Origin of the sequence: Amylolactobacillus amylophilus DSM 20533 = JCM 1125 (assembly GCF_001936335.1) — a bacterium.
Classification (GTDB): Bacteria; Bacillota; Bacilli; order Lactobacillales; family Lactobacillaceae; genus Amylolactobacillus; species Amylolactobacillus amylophilus.
Genome location: NZ_CP018888.1, coordinates 1408656 through 1428285, shown reverse-complemented (window position 1 = coordinate 1428285; position 19630 = coordinate 1408656). Strand labels below are relative to the sequence as shown.

Below are 19630 nucleotides of genomic sequence, written 5' to 3'. Positions count from 1 at the left end.
GTCTCACTTCGAGATCTTTTGCTTACTTGTAATTAAGTCCTGCATCACTTTGATCAGGCGCGAGCCCGCATCCGTGATTGCCAAATCTTTTGAAGCACGCGACATCTTATCTGCATACGCGCTGTCCAATAAAATATGGTCAATCGAACTCACAAAATTGTTGACGTTTAGATCATCCTCGGCAATCACTACGGCTGCACCAGCGTGTTCTAAATCTAGGGCGTTTTTCATTTGGTGGTTATGTGTGACGTTTGGACTAGGAATCAGGATGGCCGGCACGCCCAATGCTGTAACTTCGGCTATTGTAGTTGCACCGGAGCGCGCAATCACTGCCGTAATATTCTGCAGCAATGCAGGCATATCACTAACATAAGGAACGATTGAGATATTTTCGTTTATTAGCTCGTGCGCTAACTGGGTCTTCACCTCGTTATAATAGGATTGACCTGTGGCAAAAATGACTTGGTATGGTTTCTGATTTAACATAGGGATGGCAGCCAACGTTGTCTGGTTAATGCGTTCTGCACCGCGTGAACCGCCAAAGATTAAAACAGTAGGTAACCCATTTTTCAACTTAAACCTAGTCAAGTCTGTTGGTGTTAGCTGCATTAACACCTCTTGTGACCGTGGATTACCAGTCTTCACCAGCTTTTTCTTCTCAGGAAACTGTTTGGCAGCGTCATCGAATACATAGGTGACTTTGTCGACAAAATGGGCAAGGAATTTATTTGCTAGACCCACGACCGAATTCTGCTCGTGGATGATCGTTGGTACATGCATCTTAGTGGCGGCATAAACCACAGCGGCCGAGACGTAGCCACCAGTACCGACAACAACGTCCGGGCGAAAATCTGCCACTATTTGCTTTGCATCGCGCGTGGCTTCGCGGAATAGCTCAACCGTCTTCACATTAGTCATAATCTTCTTCCGATTAAAGCCTTGGACCTTGAGTGTCTTAAATGCAATTCCTGCCGCAGGGACGAGTTTGCTCTCAAGCCCCCGCTCCGTGCCCACAAACAGCACCTCATCCAGGACATTCTCCTCTTTCATACACTTAATCAGTGCCAGTATTGGATATATGTGGCCGCCTGTACCACCACCAGAAAAAATTACTCGCATTAGTTTGTCCTCTCCATCAATTTGTCGACGTACTCGATAAATTTATCACCACGTTCCTCAAATGTGCGGAACTGGTCCCAACTAGCACAGGCGGGTGAGAAAAGAATCACATCGCCAGACTCGCTAGCCTCATATGCCTGTGGCACTGCTTGCTCTAACGTATCAACAATCTTAATATCCTTAATACCCGCATCTTTGGCTGTCTCTGCTAGCAAAAATTTAGTTTCACCATAGAGAATCACCGCCTTAACGTGTTGTTGCAACGGCTGTTTCAATTGTTCAAATGTGAAGCCACGGTCAAGTCCACCGGCGATTAGGACCTCTGGTTGCTTGAAGCTGTTAATTGCCACCGTGGCCGCCTCTATATTGGTAGATTTAGAATCATTATAAATATTTCTACCGTTAAACTCGGTCACGAACTGAATTCGATGCTTGACACCACTGAATGTAGTTAATACAGCGGCAATTTCCTTCTTTGTTGCACCGAAGAGCTGGCCAATTGCGCTTGCGACTAGCGCATTTTGGAGATTATGTCTCCCCGGTAACTTCACCTCTTGCACGGGTAAAAGCGCTTCGCCATTCGCGTACAGCGCGGTTTCACCCGCATAATAATCGGCCGTCTTGTCCTCCATCGAGAACGTAACCACATGTGCCTTGGTATCGGCCAGTTCTCTCTCTAAAATCTCCTTTTGATCGAAGTTAGCGATGAAGTAGTCTGTGTTAGTCTGATTGCTCGTAATCAGTAATTTAGCTGCGATATAATTCTCGAAGGTTTTGTGATAATCGAGATGGGTCGGATAAATATCTACAATGGCGGCCACGGCAGGATGAAAGTTCCTCGTCCCCAGCAATTGGAAACTGGAAATTTCAAGCACTAAGACGTCATCTTTAGTCACATCTAAAGCCAGCTCCGCGATAGGGCGTCCGATATTTCCCACTGCGTAGGCTCTCCCATTAGGCAGGGCCTTGTTGATTATCTCTGTTGCAAGCATCGTCGTGGTCGTCTTGCCGTTTGACCCCGTAATAGCAACAATCCGCGCTTCTGTCACATCTGCAGCTATCTCAGGCTCGGTCAAAATTGGTAGATTAAGCTCCTTGGCCCTCTGGACCATTACATTGTCATACGAAATTCCGGGATTTTTCACCATGAACGAGAAGCTGTCATCTAGTAATTCGGTTGGATGAAAGCCCGAGACGACCTTTACCCCTTGTTCTTCTAATTCATGCGCTTGTGCATTATCACTTAAGTCTGTTTGATCATTGACCACGATGCTTGCTCCAAGCCGCAAGAGTAACTTCGCCACAGCATAGCCACTCTTAGCCAGACCCAGAATTAAAACTTTTTGGTTAAGATACTTCTCAGTTTCCTTCATGCCTTCAAATCGACCTTACTTTTTAATTTAGAAAATAACTAGGTATAAAATTGCAGCAACCAAACCGACAGACCAGAAGAGCAGGTCAACTTGCCATTCACTAAAGCCACTCATCTCGAAATGGTGGTGCACAGGCGTCATCTTGAAGATTCTCTTCCCTGTCAGCTTGAACGAGGTCACTTGTAGCATCACGCTCAGCGTCTCCAGTACGAACACAATTCCGACGAGCAATAACGACCATGGCCGGTTTAGCAGAAGACTGATTAAGGCAATCCCACCACCAAGAGCCAGCGAACCCACATCACCCATGAAAATCTTTGCAGGTTTTTTGTTGAAGATCAAAAAGCCAATCAACGCACCAACCACCGCCATCGTAAAGTACAGCACTATCATGTTATGCTGCTGATAAGCGATAATCCCATATGTCCCATATGCGATAATCGCTAAGCCACCGGCAAGTCCGTCAATGCCGTCGGATAGGTTGACAGCGTTTGAGAAGCCAACCAGCCAGACAATCGTGAATAATGCATAAAACCAAATATTGTCAACCGAACCGATGAAAGGTACGTCAATCGTGAAGCTAAACTTATCCGTGAACAGAATATAGATGACAATCACCGCAATAATTATCTGCGCAAGGAGCTTCTGATACGCACGCAAACCCATATTTCTTTTCAGCACTAGACCAATGCCATCATCGAAGAAGCCAATCAGGGCAAAGCCCACAAATGCGATGACTAAGACCAACAGGGTCTTATTGGCCACTCCCTGCCAAATTGCCACCCAGGTTGCCGATACGATAGCGGCAATGGAAAATACTAGACCACCCATCGTCGGGGTGCCCGCCTTCTTCGCGTGCCACTTCGGTCCCTCTTCTCTAATCTGTTGTCCTTCGTCTCGCATGCGTAGGTAGCCGATAAACAATGGTAGCACCATCACGGTGATCACAAAACCACTTACTAGCGCAATTAAACTTTGACCCATTTTTTACTCCTTCAGCTGCACTGTAATCTGTGAAGCAGTTGTAATTTCTGTATTCTCTGGAACTGATTGTGTGGTGACTAAGCCACTACCCGACTGTTTAATCTTCAAGCCTGTTAATGAATTAAACGCATTAACTTCAGCGCTAGACCAACCAATCATGTCGGGCATCTTTAACTTACCACCGGCATACAACAGCAACTTCTCCCCGGCGTTGACCTTAATGTTTGCCGCTTGACTCTGTTTCGTGACCTTTGAACCATCGCCAATTAGTACGGGTACTAAACCTGCTTTTGAAGTAGCACTGACAGCCTGTGCAGCCGGTAAATTGGTCACTAATGGAACATTGAACTGAGTCTCCTTTGATTGAAGACCCCCTGCACTATAATTTTGCAGGACACGCGTCATTAGCGGTTTAAAAATCTCACTCATGATAGTTTCTGCCGCTTGTGTCATCTTTTGCGGTTGCTTGTACGTTAGATAAAGAATGTACTTCGGATTACTTGCAGGAGCTAGTCCTACAACGGAAAAGACGTAGTTATTTTTGCCTGAGAGGTAACCACCACCGTTAGGTTTAGCTAGTTGTGCCGTTCCCGTCTTAACAGCCAAATCCTGGCCCTCCATTTTGTATGCCTGTCCGGTACCATATTCTGCATTAACTACGTCCCGCATGCTTGATAGAACTGTTTTCGTAGTTTGCTCTGATACGACAGGTGTACCAACCTTATGCACTTGATATCCTTGAACCTGTTTGCCGTTTTGATTCGTTATCTTTTCTACAAATTGCGGCTTAATCATCTGCCCCTTATTTGCGATGGCTGTGAGGGCCTGGAGCATCTGCATTACCGTGACATTCACACCTTGTCCAAATGAGGTAACTGCCTGATCCAAGACAGACTTGAATTGCTTGGCACCAGCAGTTTCGCCTGGTAAGGTCACGCCGGTCTTCTTCGTAATACCGAAGCGATCTAGGTATGAACCCCACACTTTACCGCCCATCTTCTGCTCAAGTTTTAACATCCCGACATTACTAGAACGCGGAAAGGCTTGGGCGAACGGGATCGAACCCCAACCAGAATAATTCCAGTCACGAATAGTTGAACCCAGTACGTTGACCGAACCTGACTGATACAACTCATTCGGGTTGTAATGGCCGCTATCAACCGTGGCAGCTAACGTAAGGACTTTCATGACAGAACCCGGTTCGTAACTATCTTCAACCAGCCGGTTACGCCAAGAACTCTCCAGCCCAACCTTAGTCTGAGGATTGAACGATGGCCTCTGGGCAGCGGCCAATATTTTGCCAGTCTTAGCCTCCGCCAAAACGGCGGTCACACCCTTAGGCGCATACTTTGTCACGCTTTCATTTAACAAGTCTTCCAGATAATTCTGGAGCCTCGTATCGATGGTCAGATAAACATCTTGCCCGTCCGTCGCTCTTTTCAAAACTTTCTGGTCATTCGGTAGTTCGTAACCGTAAGAATCGATCTTCGCTTCCTTCAAGCCGTCAGTACCCGAAAGTTGCTTGTTAAAATACTTCTCGATGCCCATTGTGCCGATTAACTGATCGCTGCCAGACTGTTTAGTCTTCTCAACTTGAGCCAAGCCAACCACGTTTGATGAAAAATCACCGTTCGGATAGAGTCTTGAGGGGTTCTCACTAAAGTAAATACCCGGTAAATTCATCTGTTGGATTTTCTTCTTCGTCTGGAGTGATAATCCCTGCCCGGCGTTACCAAATTCTACTTGGTATGCTTTTTTCTTCGGTGAAAGGTACTTCAAAATAGCGGCTTCATCCAGCTCTAACACGGTTGCTAGTTGCTTGGCAGTCTTTTCTTTATCGACCACGTACAGCGGCTTTTCTTTTGCATCAATATAAGACTTATCGAGCACCGCGTAAATGGAGTAAACATGGGAGTCTTCAGCAATTATTTGGCCGTTATGATCATAGATAGTACCACGTTTAGCCTTCAATACAATGTTCTGCCTGTACTTTTGATTAGTCCGCTCCGCTAGGTTCTCGCCACTAACATAGTCAGAGACACCAATATAGATTAGTCGCCCAACAAAAACAAGAAAAACCAAAGCAACTACAACTTGAAAAGAACGCCCGACAGTGAAGCGATAGTTGTGTGCTTTGGATTTATTTTTTTGTAATTTATCTTTGGCGTTCATTTCTGTACAGTCCTTATGTTACTTTCTATTAATTGCAAACCCTGTTGTTTTGCAATTTTATTCATTCTTTCTGTACTTGTCAATTCGCCTTTTTCTTGTTCTAAATCACTATTATGACCTCGCTTGGTCACAACCGCAGTGTTAACCGTTTGCAATTGTCGCTGCGCATTAGTTGCACCGATACTGAATGTCACTAGGACAAACATCAGCGCAAAAGTAAGCACACAACCCACCGTCAGCAATGTTTTCTCAACACGTGAGTATGGTACTCGCTTAGGATTTAGTACAACTTGTCTTCTTGGCGCCTGAACCCGAACCTTTTTAGGTTCAAATTCCGGGATTGCTTCGTTCATAAATTGGTAGTTTTTTCTTGCTGTACTGTCGGCCATAATCTTGACTCCTCTAAGATTAAATCTTTTCTGCCACCCGTAATTTGGCACTGTGTGAACGTTTGTTGTTGGCCAGTTCTTCCTCAGTCGCCAAAATCGGTTTGCGATTTACAAGTTTCAACGGCGGTTTCAGATCATCTGGGATTACCGGTAACCCTCTTGGTAAATCTACTTCTGAATACTTCTTAAATAATTGTTTAACAATTCTGTCTTCGTCACTTTGAAAAGTAATTACGCTGATCCGGCCGCCCGGCTTTAACAATTTAATTGCCGCCTCGAGCGATTCCGACAGGACGCCTAGCTCGTTATTTACGGCAATCCTAATTGCCTGAAAGCTCTTCTTTGCCGGATGGCCACCGGTTCTTCTTGCATATGCCGGAATTGCTGCTTTAATCAAGTCGCTCAACTGAAAGGTTGTTTCAATCGGAGCAATCGCCCGAGCTTTTTCAATTTGACGGGCAATCTGTTTAGCAAACTTCTCATCGCCGTAACGATAAAGGATTCGCACCAGCTCATTGAAGTCCCACTCATTCACGATCTCGTAGGCACTCAATCGCTGATCCCGGTCCATTCGCATATCTAGTTTCGCATCAAAACGGTAAGAAAAGCCGCGCTCAGGTTGGTCAAATTGGGGAGATGACACGCCTAAATCATAGTAGATACCATCGACACCATCTATGCCCAATTTGGCTAATTCCGGTGCCAATTGACTGAAATTAGCTTTGACTAGTTGTAAATGTGGCTGGTGATCCTCTCGTAGATTAGTTTGAAATTTCTCCTGTGCTGCGCTAATTGCGTAACTATCTTGATCAAAACCAATCACAGTTCCGTTCGTGAGCTTGCTCAAAAGATACGCTGCGTGACCACCACCACCAAATGTACAGTCGACGTATATTCCACCATCTTTTGGTGCCAGATTATCAATCGTTTCATGTAATAGAACGCTCGTATGTTCGAATTCTGTCATAGGTCAAAATCCATCAAGTTCTCAGAAATTTCATCAAAATTAGCTGCAGCATTCTCATCAAAAGCATTCCAGCGTTCTGCGGACCATATCTCGATTCGTTCAGAAACACCGATAATCACGCATTCCTTCACCAATGCCGCATGCTTTCTCAGCACATCACTAATATTGATTCGACCCTGTTTATCGAACTCGCCTTCCATTGCACCCGCATAAAACGTTCTAGTAAAAGCTCGTGCATCTTTTTTAGTTAGGGATAATTGGCTTAACTTATCTTCCACATTAGACCAGCCAGTCTTTGAATAACCGAAGATACAGCCGTCCATGCCACGAGTAAATACAGCTTCTTCACCGAGTTGTTCGCGAAATTTAGCTGGAATGATCAGCCGGCCTTTAGCATCAATATTATGATGATACTCACCCATGAACATGGACCTCACCCCTTTCCATATATCTAATTTACCACATTCCCCCACTTCGTACCACATTTTTCTATAAATTAAATAATATTATTTATTTATCTAGCTAAAGCACTGGTATATCAGCGTTTATCATGGTGGGGAGGACATAAAAAAAGCGTAGATTAGTCTACGCTTTCATTAAAAACACTGATTTTTAATTTGAATTAGATAAATAACAGGATAATTAATCCTAGTAACCAGAAAAAAGAACAAATAATTAAGTAACGCCACAAACTTATCAGAGTCTTTTTCAACGAAATATTTTTGTCATGGACGGTAGTATAGACGCTAAAGCCAATGACAAAAAGAAAAAAATACAAAAAGCCGTATGGAAGATATGTTGGCCACTCCTTGACGTTCGTGATCATTTCAATCGTGGCTAGAAAAAATAACGGCAGGATATCATATCCCTTAAGCACCGTACGTCCAGTGAATTGCATGATGATTCCAGCCAGGATTATTCCCACAAGCGGAATTAGCAGAATTAAAAATAGGTTCATCAACAATACCTCCCTGGTAAGAATTTTACGCTATCCGCCGAAAAAAAACAGTACAAATCGCTTTCAAATTGCAATTACTTCGACTTTAGGATAAAATCTTTATGAAAACGAGGTATTCATAAATGAGCAAACGAAAAAAATCAAAGATTCAAGTTCTGACTATCATCATGGCTGTCCTTATGGCAATCATCACATTGGCCGGAATTCTGATTCAACCCATCATGAGCATGTTTCAATAAAAAAAGCAGGATCAAATTACTAATGGTTTTGATCCTGTTTTTTTGTTTGATTTTAGTTAGTCAAGAATAGCTTAGGATACTTCTTAATCAGAATTCCGAACAAAACTACTGCCAAGATAATATTGGCAACCGCTGAGCCCCCGTTTACGATGAGTGACCAAACCCACGGATTAGCCCATTTGGGTGCATAAGTGCCCCAGAACCAGCCGCCCGCAATAAAGTGAGCCAAGTATTTCGCAAACGTTCCTATTGCAAAATAAACGAGCATCAAACCATAGGCGCGATTCAGCTTATCGTGCTTAATTGCCTTAACAACTTGATATGTACCGAGACCCACGAAACCAGCTAGGGCAAAGGCCACAGGATATTCAAGTATGATTTGTTGTGGTCCAAATGTGACACCGCCACCTGTCCGTATCCAATCAAGCGTACCCCAAATTCCGCCGGCGATTACAGCCGGAATTGTGCCCCTTCTGATTGCATAAATAGCTAAGGGAATCAGCCCGTATGAGAACTGAATAGAGCTCACGCCCGTTGAATTAGGAATCCATTGGAGTACCAAACAGATAGCAACAATAATTCCACCCTCAACAAGGGTCAGCAATGACTTACTAGTCGTACTTCTAGACATAAAAAAACTCCTTTCAAATGTGTTACTCAACACAAAGAAGGAGTTTTTGATTGTTCGTCAAAATTACTCCACCACAATCCCTACACTCGCATTATCGAACAGGTTTGAAGGGTCTGATTTTAATCACTCTCAGCCAATATCGGCTCCCCTTTGTGATGAGTTCATCCACATGATAGCGTTTTTTTAGGCAGCAGTCAATTAACTTTTACCTGGAAAAATGGATACTTCAAAATTAGGTGATTCCAAAATGCATACGTTAATATCGTCAGGATTAGTGAAAGTACGAGGCTGAATGGTAACCCGCTTGTAATAAAATCTAGTAAACCTACTTGTCCTAGGCCAAAGAAATTGTACAGGATAAATTGGTATACTTGCCAGCAAAAGGTTACCAATAGAATCACGATTAGTCTGGCTGTGAACGTGAACGGTACCGCTTTTGAAATATATTGGACCGCCAGGATTGTTAGTGGCAAGAGAAATAAGCTATATCCTAAAAAGCCGTAGTAGAACCAATCACTCACCAGGCCAAAACACAGGCCGAGATAGATAATCTTCTTGTTCTGGTCGTCATCTAAAGCTAGCAAGACAAATCCAATCATGGTGAGATTTAAGCTGGCATTTACATGCGTATTGTGGACTATCTGCTGGAAATTCAAACTAAAAGTACCATCGAGTAACAGCGCTAGCAGAAGGTAGAGTGGGACAACCCAATTCTTCCAGCGAAAATTAAGCATCAATCACCACTCACCTTTCGTTCTACAACCGAAACGACTGAGAAATTATTCAGATCGGTCGCTGGCTTAATTTGAATCACATCCGTCAGACCAAATGAATCTCTCGTTGTCTTCTTGACGGTTCCGACGAGGAGGCCCTTTGGTGAGCGACCAGCTAGTCCACTAGTATAAACCTTGGTTCCCTTTTTGATTAACTTGCTATTTGCCACCTGAGATAGCAACAAATTCCCGCTTTTCGTATCAAAGCCTGTAATAATTCCGTGAGCATAGTCCCCCTCACTGTCTTTAAGCTCGACTGCAAAGCGGCTCGCAGACTTGTTAGTCGTCGTAATCAATTCAACTTTTGCATTGGTATCGTTGACCTCAATCACACGACCTACCAAACCCGCACCCGACATGACGGCCATATTCTTCTTCAGGCCACTATTTAAGCCTTGATCAATCACCACGATATCAGACCAGCTACCTGGTGCGCGAGAGGTGACTGACCCAAGAATCAGGGTATAATCTGTCAGGCTGGCTTTCAGATCCAACGTAGCCTTCAATTCCTTATTTTCTTTCTCAAGATTACTATTACGCACTTTCGTTTGCGCTAAGTCATCGATCTTCTGTTGTAGATAGTTATTTTCCTGATAGGTTTCAAGCAGGTCGTGCATGCTTTCTATTCCCTGGTTAAGCTTTTCAAATGGCCAGTTAACGACTTTAGCGGCAATACCAATTGTATTGTTACTAAAACGCTGGCCAAAGAAAGGCGTCTCCCTACTAGAACGCAAAGAAACAGAGCCTGCTAAAATAATCAAAGCGAGAATAAAGGTTGACAAAATAATTAATAATCTTCTATTTTTTAGAAACTTTTTCATAAGGTTTATTATTCCTCACCAAAAAACCGGCGTGAGCCGGCTTTTTTAATGTCTTTTACGAATAACGTCAATATTTTTCAAAGACTCGCCCGTTCCAATTGCAACACAATCAAGCGGATCTTGTGCGATGAAGACTGGAACCTTCGTTGCATCAGAGATAACCTCTGGTAGGTGTTTCAAAAGCGCCCCACCACCTGTGAGCACGATACCGTGGTCGATCACATCGGCAGCAATCTCTGGCGAGGTCTCTTCAAGCGTTTCCTTGATGGCAACAATAATATCCTCTACAACCTCATGAATCGACTTTGCAACATCAACGGCTGCAACGTCGATTGACTTAGGTAATCCTGTCAGAAGGTCACGACCGCGGATATTCATGCTCTCAATTTCATCAGCCTGTTCTACTGATGCAGAACCAATCTGAATCTTAATTGCCTCAGCTGTTCTCTCACCAACAAGGAGGTTGAAGTTCTGCCTGATGTAAGTGATGATTGCCTCGTTGAATTTGTCACCAGCCATTCTGGTAGAGCGCGATGAAACGATGCCGCCAAGCGAAATAGTAGCAACATCTGTGGTACCACCACCGATATCAACAACCATGGAGCCAGTTGGCTCCATTACCGGTAGCCCGGCACCAATCGCTGCCGCAAAAGGCTCTTCAATTACGTACGCCTCACGCGCACCAGCAACCCGAGTTGCATCAATAACTGCCCGCTTCTCTACCTCAGTTACACCACTTGGCACACAAACCATCACAAAAGGCTTACTGTTACCAATCGTCTTCTCCATGAAGTATTTCATCATGGCAGCAGTTGTGTCGTAATCAGCGATAACGCCGTCCTTCATTGGACGGATTGCCCGAATACTTCCTGGCGTTCTACCAATCATTTCCTTTGCCTCAGAACCGACAGCAATCACCTCTCCCGATTGCGTATTCTTAGCAACGACAGATGGCTCACGCAGGACAATTCCCTTGCCCTCAATATAAACTAGTGTATTTGCGGTACCTAAGTCGATACCAATGTTTTTTGATCCTAATCCGAACACGGAAATCTCTCCTTAATTAATCAGCTTTAATGTCGCCCATCATTATATCATATATTTTAGACTCACCTGAGCGATTCTGATTATTTTAGGAATATTTAAATTAAGGCTGCTTCACGCAGACTGAGGTACGTCCCCTCACCGACGATGAAATGGTCCAGGCACTCGATGCCAATGATTGAACAGGCATCGCGTAATTTCGTCGAAAAGTCCACGTCTTCCTTTGACGGAGCAGTATCCCCACTCGGATGATTATGGGCAATAATAATGGCTGCACTATGAAACCTAATTGCTGGTTCTAGAATTTCCCTTGGATGAGCCACCGACTTATTTAGGCTTCCTTTGAAAATCACTTTCTGTGCCAGGACGCGGTTCTTCGTGTCCAAGTAAATTGCCAGTAACTGTTCCTGGCTCTCACCGTTAAACAGGTCGACCAGGTAATGACCAACCTGCACGCTTGAATAAAACTTACTCAGCGTACCGTGTTTGATCTGTTGCACACGTACTAGTAGTTGGCCCAGGAGCAACGTTAGCTCTAAGTCACATTTCTTCGAACGAACATACTCGTGTAAATCTGTGAGACTGCTGATTTTATGCTGGATAAAGAAATCACTCAATTCAGCAAAATTGTTAATCTTCAGTCCCACCAATTTCTGCTCGATGTTCAGTAGTAGCTCCCCATCGCTTTGGAGATTAATTTGATAATCCTCGATATTTTTTAACATGAATAAACCACCCTTCATATTAAAATACGAAAATTAAGGGCAAAATCATTTTACTAAATCAATAAATTCATAGAAACTTGGCATAATTCTGCTCGCGTCGATTTGATCTTGTGCGGTTGGGCGAGTGATAAATGGCACCATGATCACCTTGATACCGGCATTTTTCGCCGCCTGCACGCCTGTTGTTGAGTCCTCGAAAATCAGCAATTTTTCAGTTGGAATACCCAATCGTTCTTGGGCCAATTGATATATATCCGGGGCAGGTTTTGGATTCGGCACAGCACCATAATAAAGATAGAACTCGAAGTACTTGCTAATACCGGTCACCGTAAGAAACTTCTGCACGAAGTTCTCGTAATTACTCGAGGCCACCGCCATCTTGACACCACTACGACGGAACAACTCTAACGCCTCTTGCACACCGGGTCGTAGTTTAAGTTGGCCCTCTAGGACCCATTGCCAAACCATGTCGTCCGTCTCCTTGATGAAGGCATCGATGGCCTCCTGGCTATCAAAGTGTTCGTCGAAGAAGGCCTGAACGCCAAGTAGGGAGGAACCCGACAGCGTCTCGTAGAAATCTGCGGGTAAGTCAAGCCCAGCGTTTCGCGCAGCAATTTGATTAGCCTTCTCATATAATTCTTCGGAATTAACCAACAACCCATCCATATCGAAAATTACGCCGTTTAAATCATCAATTATGCCATCTACTCTCATCTGCTACTCTTCCTCGCCTCTTTAATTTCTCGTAAAAAATCCGTTACAAAATAAAACGAACCCGTTACAGCAATGATATCATCTGCATGACTCTTTTGCCTAAGCTTTTCATATGCGAGTCTGAAATCTGACTCAAATGGTAGCTTATCAATTGCCAACTCAGCGTAATCCGTTTTTTGGGCGGCACGAGGACTAGCAATCGTGGTGAGCGTCACATCAGCAGCAGCAATTACATCAAGGACTTCACGGACATCCTTATCCCGCATCATCGTCACCAAGAAGTGAATCTTTGTTGCATCCCCTTTGACCAAGCCCAAGAGATAGCGGTAGAAATTAGTCATCGCTTGCACGTTGTGCGCACCATCAACAATCACGAGTGGCTCGTTTAGAACAGTCTGGTATCGACCCGGCACCAAAGTCTGGTTAATACTTTCCTCAATCTCGGACGTCATCAGTTGCGCACCAATAATCCCGAAGGCCGTCACAGCAAGTGCCACATCTATCTGTTCCACGTCCGGGCGTGGCAGGAAATGAAGCGTGCTAGCAGTAGCCTGATTCGAATAGCTAAATGTGTGGTCGTGCGCATTCTCGCTGGTCGTAAAATCCTGCCCATAGACAGACAGAGGGGCAGCGTTTCGCTTTGCCGTCGCCTTAATCAGCTTCAAGACATCTGGGCTTAACTCGCCGACCACCACTGGGACATTCTGCTTAATGATGCCGCTCTTCTCCGCCGCGATGTCTAGTAGTGTTGGACCAATCAATTGCTCATGGTCCAAACCGACCGATGTAATGAGTGAAACGACTGGTGTTAAAACATTCGTTTTATCATGCTTTGCGCCGATTCCAGCCTCGATGATGGCGATATCTACGCGCTCTTTTGCAAAATAGATGAACGCTAACACCACAATAAACTCAAACTCGGTTAGCTCAAATGAATCTTCCTGGGAAACTGCTGCCACTGCGTTTTGGACTAGGTTAGTCAATTTCACTAGCTCGGCGCTTGGAATGTTTTGACTATTCAGTTGGATACGCTCGTTGAACTCGGTAATGAATGGAGACACAAAAAGCCCGGTCTTGAACCCGGATTTTTGCAGTAGATTATTTAGATAATAAGACGTCGAGCCTTTACCGTTCGTTCCCGTAATGTGAACAGTCTTGATCTGGTCCTGCGGATTACCAAAATACGCCAGCACCCGCTTAACATAGCTCAAGTCATTCTTGCGATGTAATCGTGGTAATTGGTGGATGTATTTAATGGCCTCTGCCTCATTGCTAAGTTTCTTATCCACTATTGATTGTCCTTCAAATCTGCAATTCGTGCGTCGACCGCCTCTAGCTGAGACTCATAGTCGGCACGCTTAGTCTTCTGTTCGTCAACCACTGCTGCTGGTGCCTTAGAAACGAAGCCTGCGTTACCTAGCTTCTTGTCAATCCGTGCAATCTCAGCCTTTAGCTTGGCCTGATCCCGCTGGAGCTTCTCAATTTCTTCACCTAAATCGACCAACTCCTCAAGTGGTACAAATACCTGTGCACCTTTGACCACAGCATTCTTGGCTAATTTTGGTGCTTCAATTTCAGTCGCCACCTTGAGGTTCTTTGGGTGAACGAAATTAGCTAGGTAGTCAGTATTGTGCTCGATAATTGCGGCCTCTTTATTCGAGTCAACCTGAATTAAAAGATCGATGGAATTAGACATCGGCGCGTTTGCCTCAGCTCGAATATTTCTTACCGCCTTGATCAACTCAATCAGGAAGTTCATCTCTTTCTCTGCGGCATCGTCTTGGTAGTTAGCATCAACTTCTGGATAGGCAGCAACAGTCAGGCTGCTACCCTCGTGCGGCATTGAGAGCCATAATTTCTCGGTCACGAATGGCATCGTTGGGTGAACCAGACGCAGAATTTGGTCGAGGACGTAAATTAGGTTAGCTTGTTTATTGCTTTTTGCTTCCTCATCTGTGCCGTTCAGAACAACCTTACTCATCTCAATGTACCAGTCACAGAAATCATTCCAGATGAAATTGTAGACTATCCGCCCTGACTCGCCAAATTCGAAGGAGTCACTGAGCCGAATTACGTCCGCAATTGTCTGGTTCAAGCGGCTAAAAATCCAGCGATCCGACAAATCAAATTTGGTCGTATCAGGCTTCCTAGCCGGTACAGCATCTTCTTCCAGGTTCATAATCACGAACCGGCTGGCATTCCAAATTTTATTGATGAAATTCCAGGCAGCGTCCATCTTATCATAACTGAAGCGTGTGTCCTGTCCCGGGGTTGAGCCGGTCATCAAGAACCAGCGTAATGCATCTGCACCGTACTTCTCGATGACTTCCATCGGATCGATTCCGTTTCCGAGGGATTTGCTCATCTTTCTGCCTTGTTCATCTCGAATAAGACCATGAATCACAACATCATTAAAAGGACTCTTACCGGTGAACTTCAGACTCTGGAACATCATCCGAGAGACCCAGAAGAAGATAATATCATAACCAGTCACTAGCGTATTGGTCGGGAAGTAACGCTTGAAATCGGCGTCATCAGTATCAGGCCAGTTCATTGTTGAGAATGGCCATAAGGCACTTGAAAACCAGGTATCTAGGACATCATTATCCTGCGTCCAGTTCTCAATATCCTTTGGCTCTTCTTCGCCGACATAAACCTCACCGGTTTGCTTATGATACCAGGCTGGGATTCGGTGGCCCCACCATAATTGCCGCGAGATTACCCAATCGTGGACGTTCTCCATCCACTGTTCATATGTATGTTCGAACCGATTTGGGATGAAGTTAACCTTATCGTCGGTTTTTTGGTGGGCTAATGAAGCCTCAGCTAATGGTTTCATCTTCACGAACCATTGCGTGGACAACCGTGGCTCAACCTGTACACCGGAGCGCTCAGAGTGACCAACACTATGCACGATTGGATCCGTCCGCAACAGGTAGCCCTCATCGTCCAGTTTCTGCACAATTGCTTTTCTGGCAGCAAATCTGTCCATCCCGTTGAATTCGCCGGCATTCTCATTCATCGTACCGTCATCGTTCATCACGTTGATGCGGGCCAAGTTATGCCGATTTCCAACCAAGAAGTCATTGGGGTCGTGTGCCGGCGTGATTTTAACTAAACCAGTACCAAACTCCATGTCAACGTGTTGGTCAGCAATGATTGGAATCTTCCTATCGGTGAGCGGTAACAGAACTTCCTTGCCTACGAGTGCCTTGTAGCGTTCATCATCCGGATTTACAGCAACCGCAGTATCACCAAACATCGTTTCCGGCCTGGTGGTGGCAATCTCAATGCTGCCACTACCGTCTACAAACGGATAATTGACGTGATAGAAGGCTCCTTGGTCATCCTGGTGAATAACCTCGATATCGGACAACGCTGTCTGAAGTTGTGGATCCCAGTTGATGATGTATTCACCGCGATAGATCAATCCTTCGTTATAGAGTTGGACGAAAACCTTCCGCACGGCCTTTGAAAGTCCATCATCAAGTGTGAAACGCTCCCGCTCGTAGTCAAGTGACAATCCGAGCTTAGCCCATTGTGATTTAATGAATGCGGCATACTCGTCCTTCCACGCCCAGACCTGTTCCACAAATTTTTTGCGGCCCATCTCGTGCCTATTCTTACCCTCGGCCCGCATTTTTGCCTCAACTTTAGCTTGTGTCGCAATTCCGGCATGGTCCATTCCTGGAAGATACAGGGTGTCGTAACCCTGCATCCGTTTCATCCTAATTAATGTATCCTGAATAGTCGTATCCCACGCATGACCCAAGTGCAGCTTTCCTGTCACATTCGGCGGTGGAATAACGATTGAGTATGGTTTGGCTTTCTTATCGCCCGATGGCTTGAAAACACCCTCTTCAAGCCACTGCTCATACCGACCGGCCTCAACTTCAGTCGGATTGTATTTCGGTGCTAAATCTGTCATGGTTCATCCTCCAATAAAAAAAGTCCTAGACAAATGTCTAGGACGAATTAACCGCGGTACCACCTAAATTAAGCTCACCCATTGCCGTAATTAATCTCAATAGGCGGCTTCACTTAAATCGATAACGGTGTCCCGGGTTTACTTACTAAACTCAGTAAACCAGCTCCCAAGCTACTGCGTTCGGTGATGAAACTTCTCAGCTACGTTTCTCTCTGTTGGTGCCGAACTTCTCTTGTTCAAAGCTTATAGTGAAATTCTACTCGAAATAGTGCGCAATGTAAAATTTTTCTGTTCGATTAGAGCAGACTTGTGGCAAAATCTTCTTCATCATTGAGGAACTGTTGCTCTGGGTAAACTGGGGTAATCTCAATGCCCGAGAGTGCCCGCTCGATGAGACCAGTGACATCAAGCATCTGCTCATAGTGTCGCGCTTTATCTAGGTTTGGTCTCGTCTTTGGACGCGGTGGAGCGAAGATTGTACAACAATCCTCAAACGGCATCACCGAAAGATCAAATGTGTCAATCTCCTCCGCAATTTTGATAATCTCTGTTTTGTCCATCGTTGCTACCGGCCGCAGGATGGGCGTGTTGGTCACGTCATTAATTGCGGCCATACTTTCAAGAGTCTGGGAGGCCACCTGCCCGATCGCCTCGCCGTTAAAAATGGCGAGTGCCTCTCTTTGATCACGAATAATATCCGTGAGCCGCAGCATGAAGCGGCGTTGAATCGTCATCAAGTAGCCTTCAGGTACATTTGCCTTAATGGTCTCTTGAATCTCAGCAAAAGGCACGGCGATGAAGTTAATCTTACCGCTGTAGTTAGCGAGCTTCCCCGTCAGCTCCTGAGCCTTTGCCAGCGCCTTTTTGGTTGTGTAGGGTGGGCTGAAGAAGTGCACCATTTCAATCTCCACGCCACGTTTCATAGCCAAGTAGCTGGCTACCGGTGAGTCAATTCCCCCGGAGAGCATCATCACGCCCTTGCCGGCGGTGCCCACTGGTAAACCACCAGCACCGTGAATCAATTGATTGGACAGATAAATTGCATCGTGGCGCACCTCAATCCTCAAGACGAGGTCGGCGTTTCGCATCTGAACTTTCATTTCAGGCATCTGTTCGCTCAAGTAGTCACCAATGAGGAGGTTCATCTGATTCGTGTCATACTCATATCCATGATCCGACCGTCTCGTGTTCACCTTATAGGTCATTCCCGGTTCATATGTTGCCTGCATCAGTTCTAGGGCCGTCTGCTTCACCAACTCAATATCGCGTTCAATCCTAATTGCGGGTGAATATGTCTGAATGCCAAACACTTTACCAAGAATATGATCGATTTCGTCAAAAGGTGCACCATTTAGAATAATGTGCATCCGATCACGCTTTGGTTGAATGTTAATTGTATCTTTGTAAGCGCGCAGGGCCTTCGTGACGTTGCCGTTTAGCCGGCCGATAAAATCTTTGCGATTCTTACCCTTAGTCGAAAGCTCGCCGTAGCGCACCATAATCTCTGTGTATTCCACTTAATTAACTCCTACTTTAGTCTGTATTATTTAGCCTCGTTACCGTGATGATTAATCGCATAAAAATGCTGGTAGATTGGTTCAAATGTGGCGATAAACTCATCAGCTTCAGCCATGGTATTGTTCTCGTCGAAACTGAGTCTCACGGCACTAGTGGCCACTTTCTCTGGTACCTGCATCGCCTTCAGTGTGCTTGACTCAATTCCTTTTTTACTTGAGCAAGCACTCGTGGTTGAGAAGTAAATCCCCTTACTTTCAAGCGTATGCACGACAGTCTCTCCCCGAATCCCTACAAGCGAGAAACATAACACATGTGGTGAGAAATCATCAGTCAGTGGGGAGAATATTTGGATTCCTGGCTTATCTTTCAGGTAATCATAAATCTTTCCCTTAATGGCTAGCTGGTGCTCTGCCTTCTCAGGTTCGTCAGTCAGTAGTAATCGGAGGGCTTTTGCCATCGCCGCAATCGCCGGTGTATTCTCCGTGCCTGATCGCAGGTCACGCTCTTGCCCCCCACCAGTCATGAGCGGCGCAATTTGGCGCCGTTCTTTCTTGTAGAGGATACCAATCCCGCGTGGTCCATGAAACTTATGCCCGGAGAAACTCATCAAGTCAATCCTTCGATGATAGATTTTCTGCCAAAGATTCTTCCCTAGTCCCTGAACTGCATCAACATGAAAATGCACGGTAGGATAATCTTCCAATAAGTCACCAATCTCCTGGATGGGCTGAATTGCCCCAATCTCATTGTTGACCGCCATAATCGAGACCAGAATGGTATCTTTTCTGATTGCTTGCCTCAGGTCTGCCACACTAACCCGCCCAGAAGCATCAACCGGAAGAATTGTGACTTCAAAGCCCAATTGTTCCAGTTGGAGCACCGAGTTCATTACCGCTGGGTGTTCGACACTACTGGTGATGATGTGCCGCCCAAATTCCCGTTTAGCAAGTGCCGTACCCTTAATTGCCCAATTATCACTTTCCGTACCACCGCTGGTGAAGAAAATCTCATGTGGCTTAAATCCTAACAGACTGGCTACTTGTTTGCGGGCAGTTTCCAGCATTTGGAACGCCTGATCACCGAGCTCGTGTAAGCTAGATGGATTGCCCCAAATATCTTGTGCCACCTTCTGGTAGGTCTCTAGTGCACTAGGATCAATCTTTGTTGTCGCACTATTATCAAAGTAAATCATTCTCAACTCTCCCAACAAAAAAACGACCTACTGGTCGTATTATAACTTGTGAAAGTATAGCCCAAAAACTTGCTTTCAGCAAT

19 protein-coding genes, 1 riboswitch and 1 other annotated feature are annotated in these 19630 nt (G+C 45.1%); of the genes, 1 reads left to right on the top strand and 18 read right to left on the bottom strand.

Annotation, left to right across the window (positions count from 1 at the left end; translation table 11 throughout):
• Positions 1-3: 3 nt before the first annotated feature.
• The 8 genes from murG to LA20533_RS07480 form a co-directional block, all read right to left on the bottom strand.
• Complete coding sequence (gene murG, locus LA20533_RS07515) at positions 4-1119, bottom strand: undecaprenyldiphospho-muramoylpentapeptide beta-N-acetylglucosaminyltransferase (protein ID WP_056946065.1); 1116 nt, start codon at positions 1117-1119, stop codon at positions 4-6.
• Positions 1119-2492, bottom strand: a complete 1374-nt coding sequence (gene murD / locus LA20533_RS07510; protein WP_056946064.1) for a UDP-N-acetylmuramoyl-L-alanine--D-glutamate ligase — start codon at positions 2490-2492, stop codon at positions 1119-1121. Before murD ends, murG begins: the two co-directional genes overlap by 1 nt.
• Positions 2493-2519: 27 nt before the next feature.
• A complete protein-coding gene (gene mraY, locus LA20533_RS07505) occupies positions 2520-3476 on the bottom strand; it encodes a phospho-N-acetylmuramoyl-pentapeptide-transferase (protein WP_056946063.1) in 957 nt (318 codons plus the stop codon).
• A 3-nt stretch (positions 3477-3479) separates the two neighbouring features.
• The gene (locus tag LA20533_RS07500; RefSeq protein ID WP_056946062.1) at positions 3480-5648 is read right to left on the bottom strand and encodes a penicillin-binding transpeptidase domain-containing protein; all 2169 of its coding nucleotides are present in this window, start codon (positions 5646-5648) and stop codon (positions 3480-3482) included.
• The gene (gene ftsL / locus LA20533_RS07495) at positions 5645-6037 is read right to left on the bottom strand and encodes a cell division protein FtsL (RefSeq protein ID WP_056946061.1); all 393 of its coding nucleotides are present in this window, start codon (positions 6035-6037) and stop codon (positions 5645-5647) included. Before ftsL ends, LA20533_RS07500 begins: the two co-directional genes overlap by 4 nt.
• Positions 6038-6056: 19 nt before the next feature.
• Positions 6057-7004: a 16S rRNA (cytosine(1402)-N(4))-methyltransferase RsmH gene (rsmH, locus tag LA20533_RS07490; protein ID WP_056946060.1), complete on the bottom strand. Its 948-nt coding sequence runs from the start codon at positions 7002-7004 to the stop codon at positions 6057-6059.
• The gene (gene mraZ, locus LA20533_RS07485; RefSeq protein WP_056946059.1) at positions 7001-7432 is read right to left on the bottom strand and encodes a division/cell wall cluster transcriptional repressor MraZ; all 432 of its coding nucleotides are present in this window, start codon (positions 7430-7432) and stop codon (positions 7001-7003) included. Before mraZ ends, rsmH begins: the two co-directional genes overlap by 4 nt.
• Before the next feature lie 194 nt (positions 7433-7626).
• A complete protein-coding gene (locus LA20533_RS07480; protein ID WP_056946058.1) occupies positions 7627-7962 on the bottom strand; it encodes a DUF3397 family protein in 336 nt (111 codons plus the stop codon).
• 122 nt (positions 7963-8084) lie between these two features.
• Here LA20533_RS07480 and LA20533_RS07475 point away from each other — a divergent pair, with 122 nt between their 5' ends.
• Complete coding sequence (locus tag LA20533_RS07475) at positions 8085-8201, top strand: DUF4044 domain-containing protein (protein ID WP_082611548.1); 117 nt, start codon at positions 8085-8087, stop codon at positions 8199-8201.
• 52 nt (positions 8202-8253) lie between these two features.
• On the opposite strand, the gene thiT is transcribed toward LA20533_RS07475, so the two are convergent.
• From thiT to LA20533_RS07425, 10 genes are all read right to left on the bottom strand, one after another.
• Positions 8254-8832 carry an energy-coupled thiamine transporter ThiT gene (thiT, locus tag LA20533_RS07470; protein ID WP_056946057.1) on the bottom strand — a complete coding sequence of 193 codons (579 nt, stop codon included), beginning with the start codon at positions 8830-8832 and terminating at the stop codon, positions 8254-8256.
• Between the two features lie 60 nt (positions 8833-8892).
• Positions 8893-8992, bottom strand: a riboswitch (TPP riboswitch).
• Positions 8993-9026: 34 nt separating this feature from the next.
• Positions 9027-9569 carry a rod shape-determining protein MreD gene (locus tag LA20533_RS07465; RefSeq protein ID WP_156408166.1) on the bottom strand — a complete coding sequence of 181 codons (543 nt, stop codon included), beginning with the start codon at positions 9567-9569 and terminating at the stop codon, positions 9027-9029.
• A complete protein-coding gene (gene mreC / locus LA20533_RS07460; RefSeq protein WP_056946056.1) occupies positions 9566-10426 on the bottom strand; it encodes a rod shape-determining protein MreC in 861 nt (286 codons plus the stop codon). The genes LA20533_RS07465 and mreC overlap by 4 nt, the downstream gene beginning before the upstream one ends.
• Positions 10427-10471: 45 nt before the next feature.
• A complete protein-coding gene (locus tag LA20533_RS07455) occupies positions 10472-11473 on the bottom strand; it encodes a rod shape-determining protein (RefSeq protein WP_056946055.1) in 1002 nt (333 codons plus the stop codon).
• Positions 11474-11568: 95 nt separating this feature from the next.
• Positions 11569-12195: a RadC family protein gene (gene radC, locus LA20533_RS07450; protein ID WP_056946054.1), complete on the bottom strand. Its 627-nt coding sequence runs from the start codon at positions 12193-12195 to the stop codon at positions 11569-11571.
• 45 nt (positions 12196-12240) lie between these two features.
• Positions 12241-12909 carry an HAD family hydrolase gene (locus LA20533_RS07445; RefSeq protein ID WP_056946053.1) on the bottom strand — a complete coding sequence of 223 codons (669 nt, stop codon included), beginning with the start codon at positions 12907-12909 and terminating at the stop codon, positions 12241-12243.
• Positions 12906-14198 carry a bifunctional folylpolyglutamate synthase/dihydrofolate synthase gene (locus LA20533_RS07440; protein ID WP_056946052.1) on the bottom strand — a complete coding sequence of 431 codons (1293 nt, stop codon included), beginning with the start codon at positions 14196-14198 and terminating at the stop codon, positions 12906-12908. The genes LA20533_RS07445 and LA20533_RS07440 overlap by 4 nt, the downstream gene beginning before the upstream one ends.
• On the bottom strand, positions 14198-16837 hold the full coding sequence (locus LA20533_RS07435; RefSeq protein ID WP_056946051.1) for a valine--tRNA ligase: 2640 nt from the start codon (positions 16835-16837) through the stop codon (positions 14198-14200). The genes LA20533_RS07440 and LA20533_RS07435 overlap by 1 nt, the downstream gene beginning before the upstream one ends.
• Positions 16838-16872: 35 nt before the next feature.
• Positions 16873-17086, bottom strand: a binding site (T-box leader).
• Positions 17087-17133: 47 nt separating this feature from the next.
• The gene (gene thiI / locus LA20533_RS07430; protein ID WP_054745244.1) at positions 17134-18354 is read right to left on the bottom strand and encodes a tRNA uracil 4-sulfurtransferase ThiI; all 1221 of its coding nucleotides are present in this window, start codon (positions 18352-18354) and stop codon (positions 17134-17136) included.
• A 26-nt stretch (positions 18355-18380) separates the two neighbouring features.
• Entirely contained in the window at positions 18381-19547 is a 1167-nt protein-coding gene (locus LA20533_RS07425) for a cysteine desulfurase family protein (RefSeq protein WP_056946050.1), read from the bottom strand.
• Positions 19548-19630: the final 83 nt, after the last annotated feature.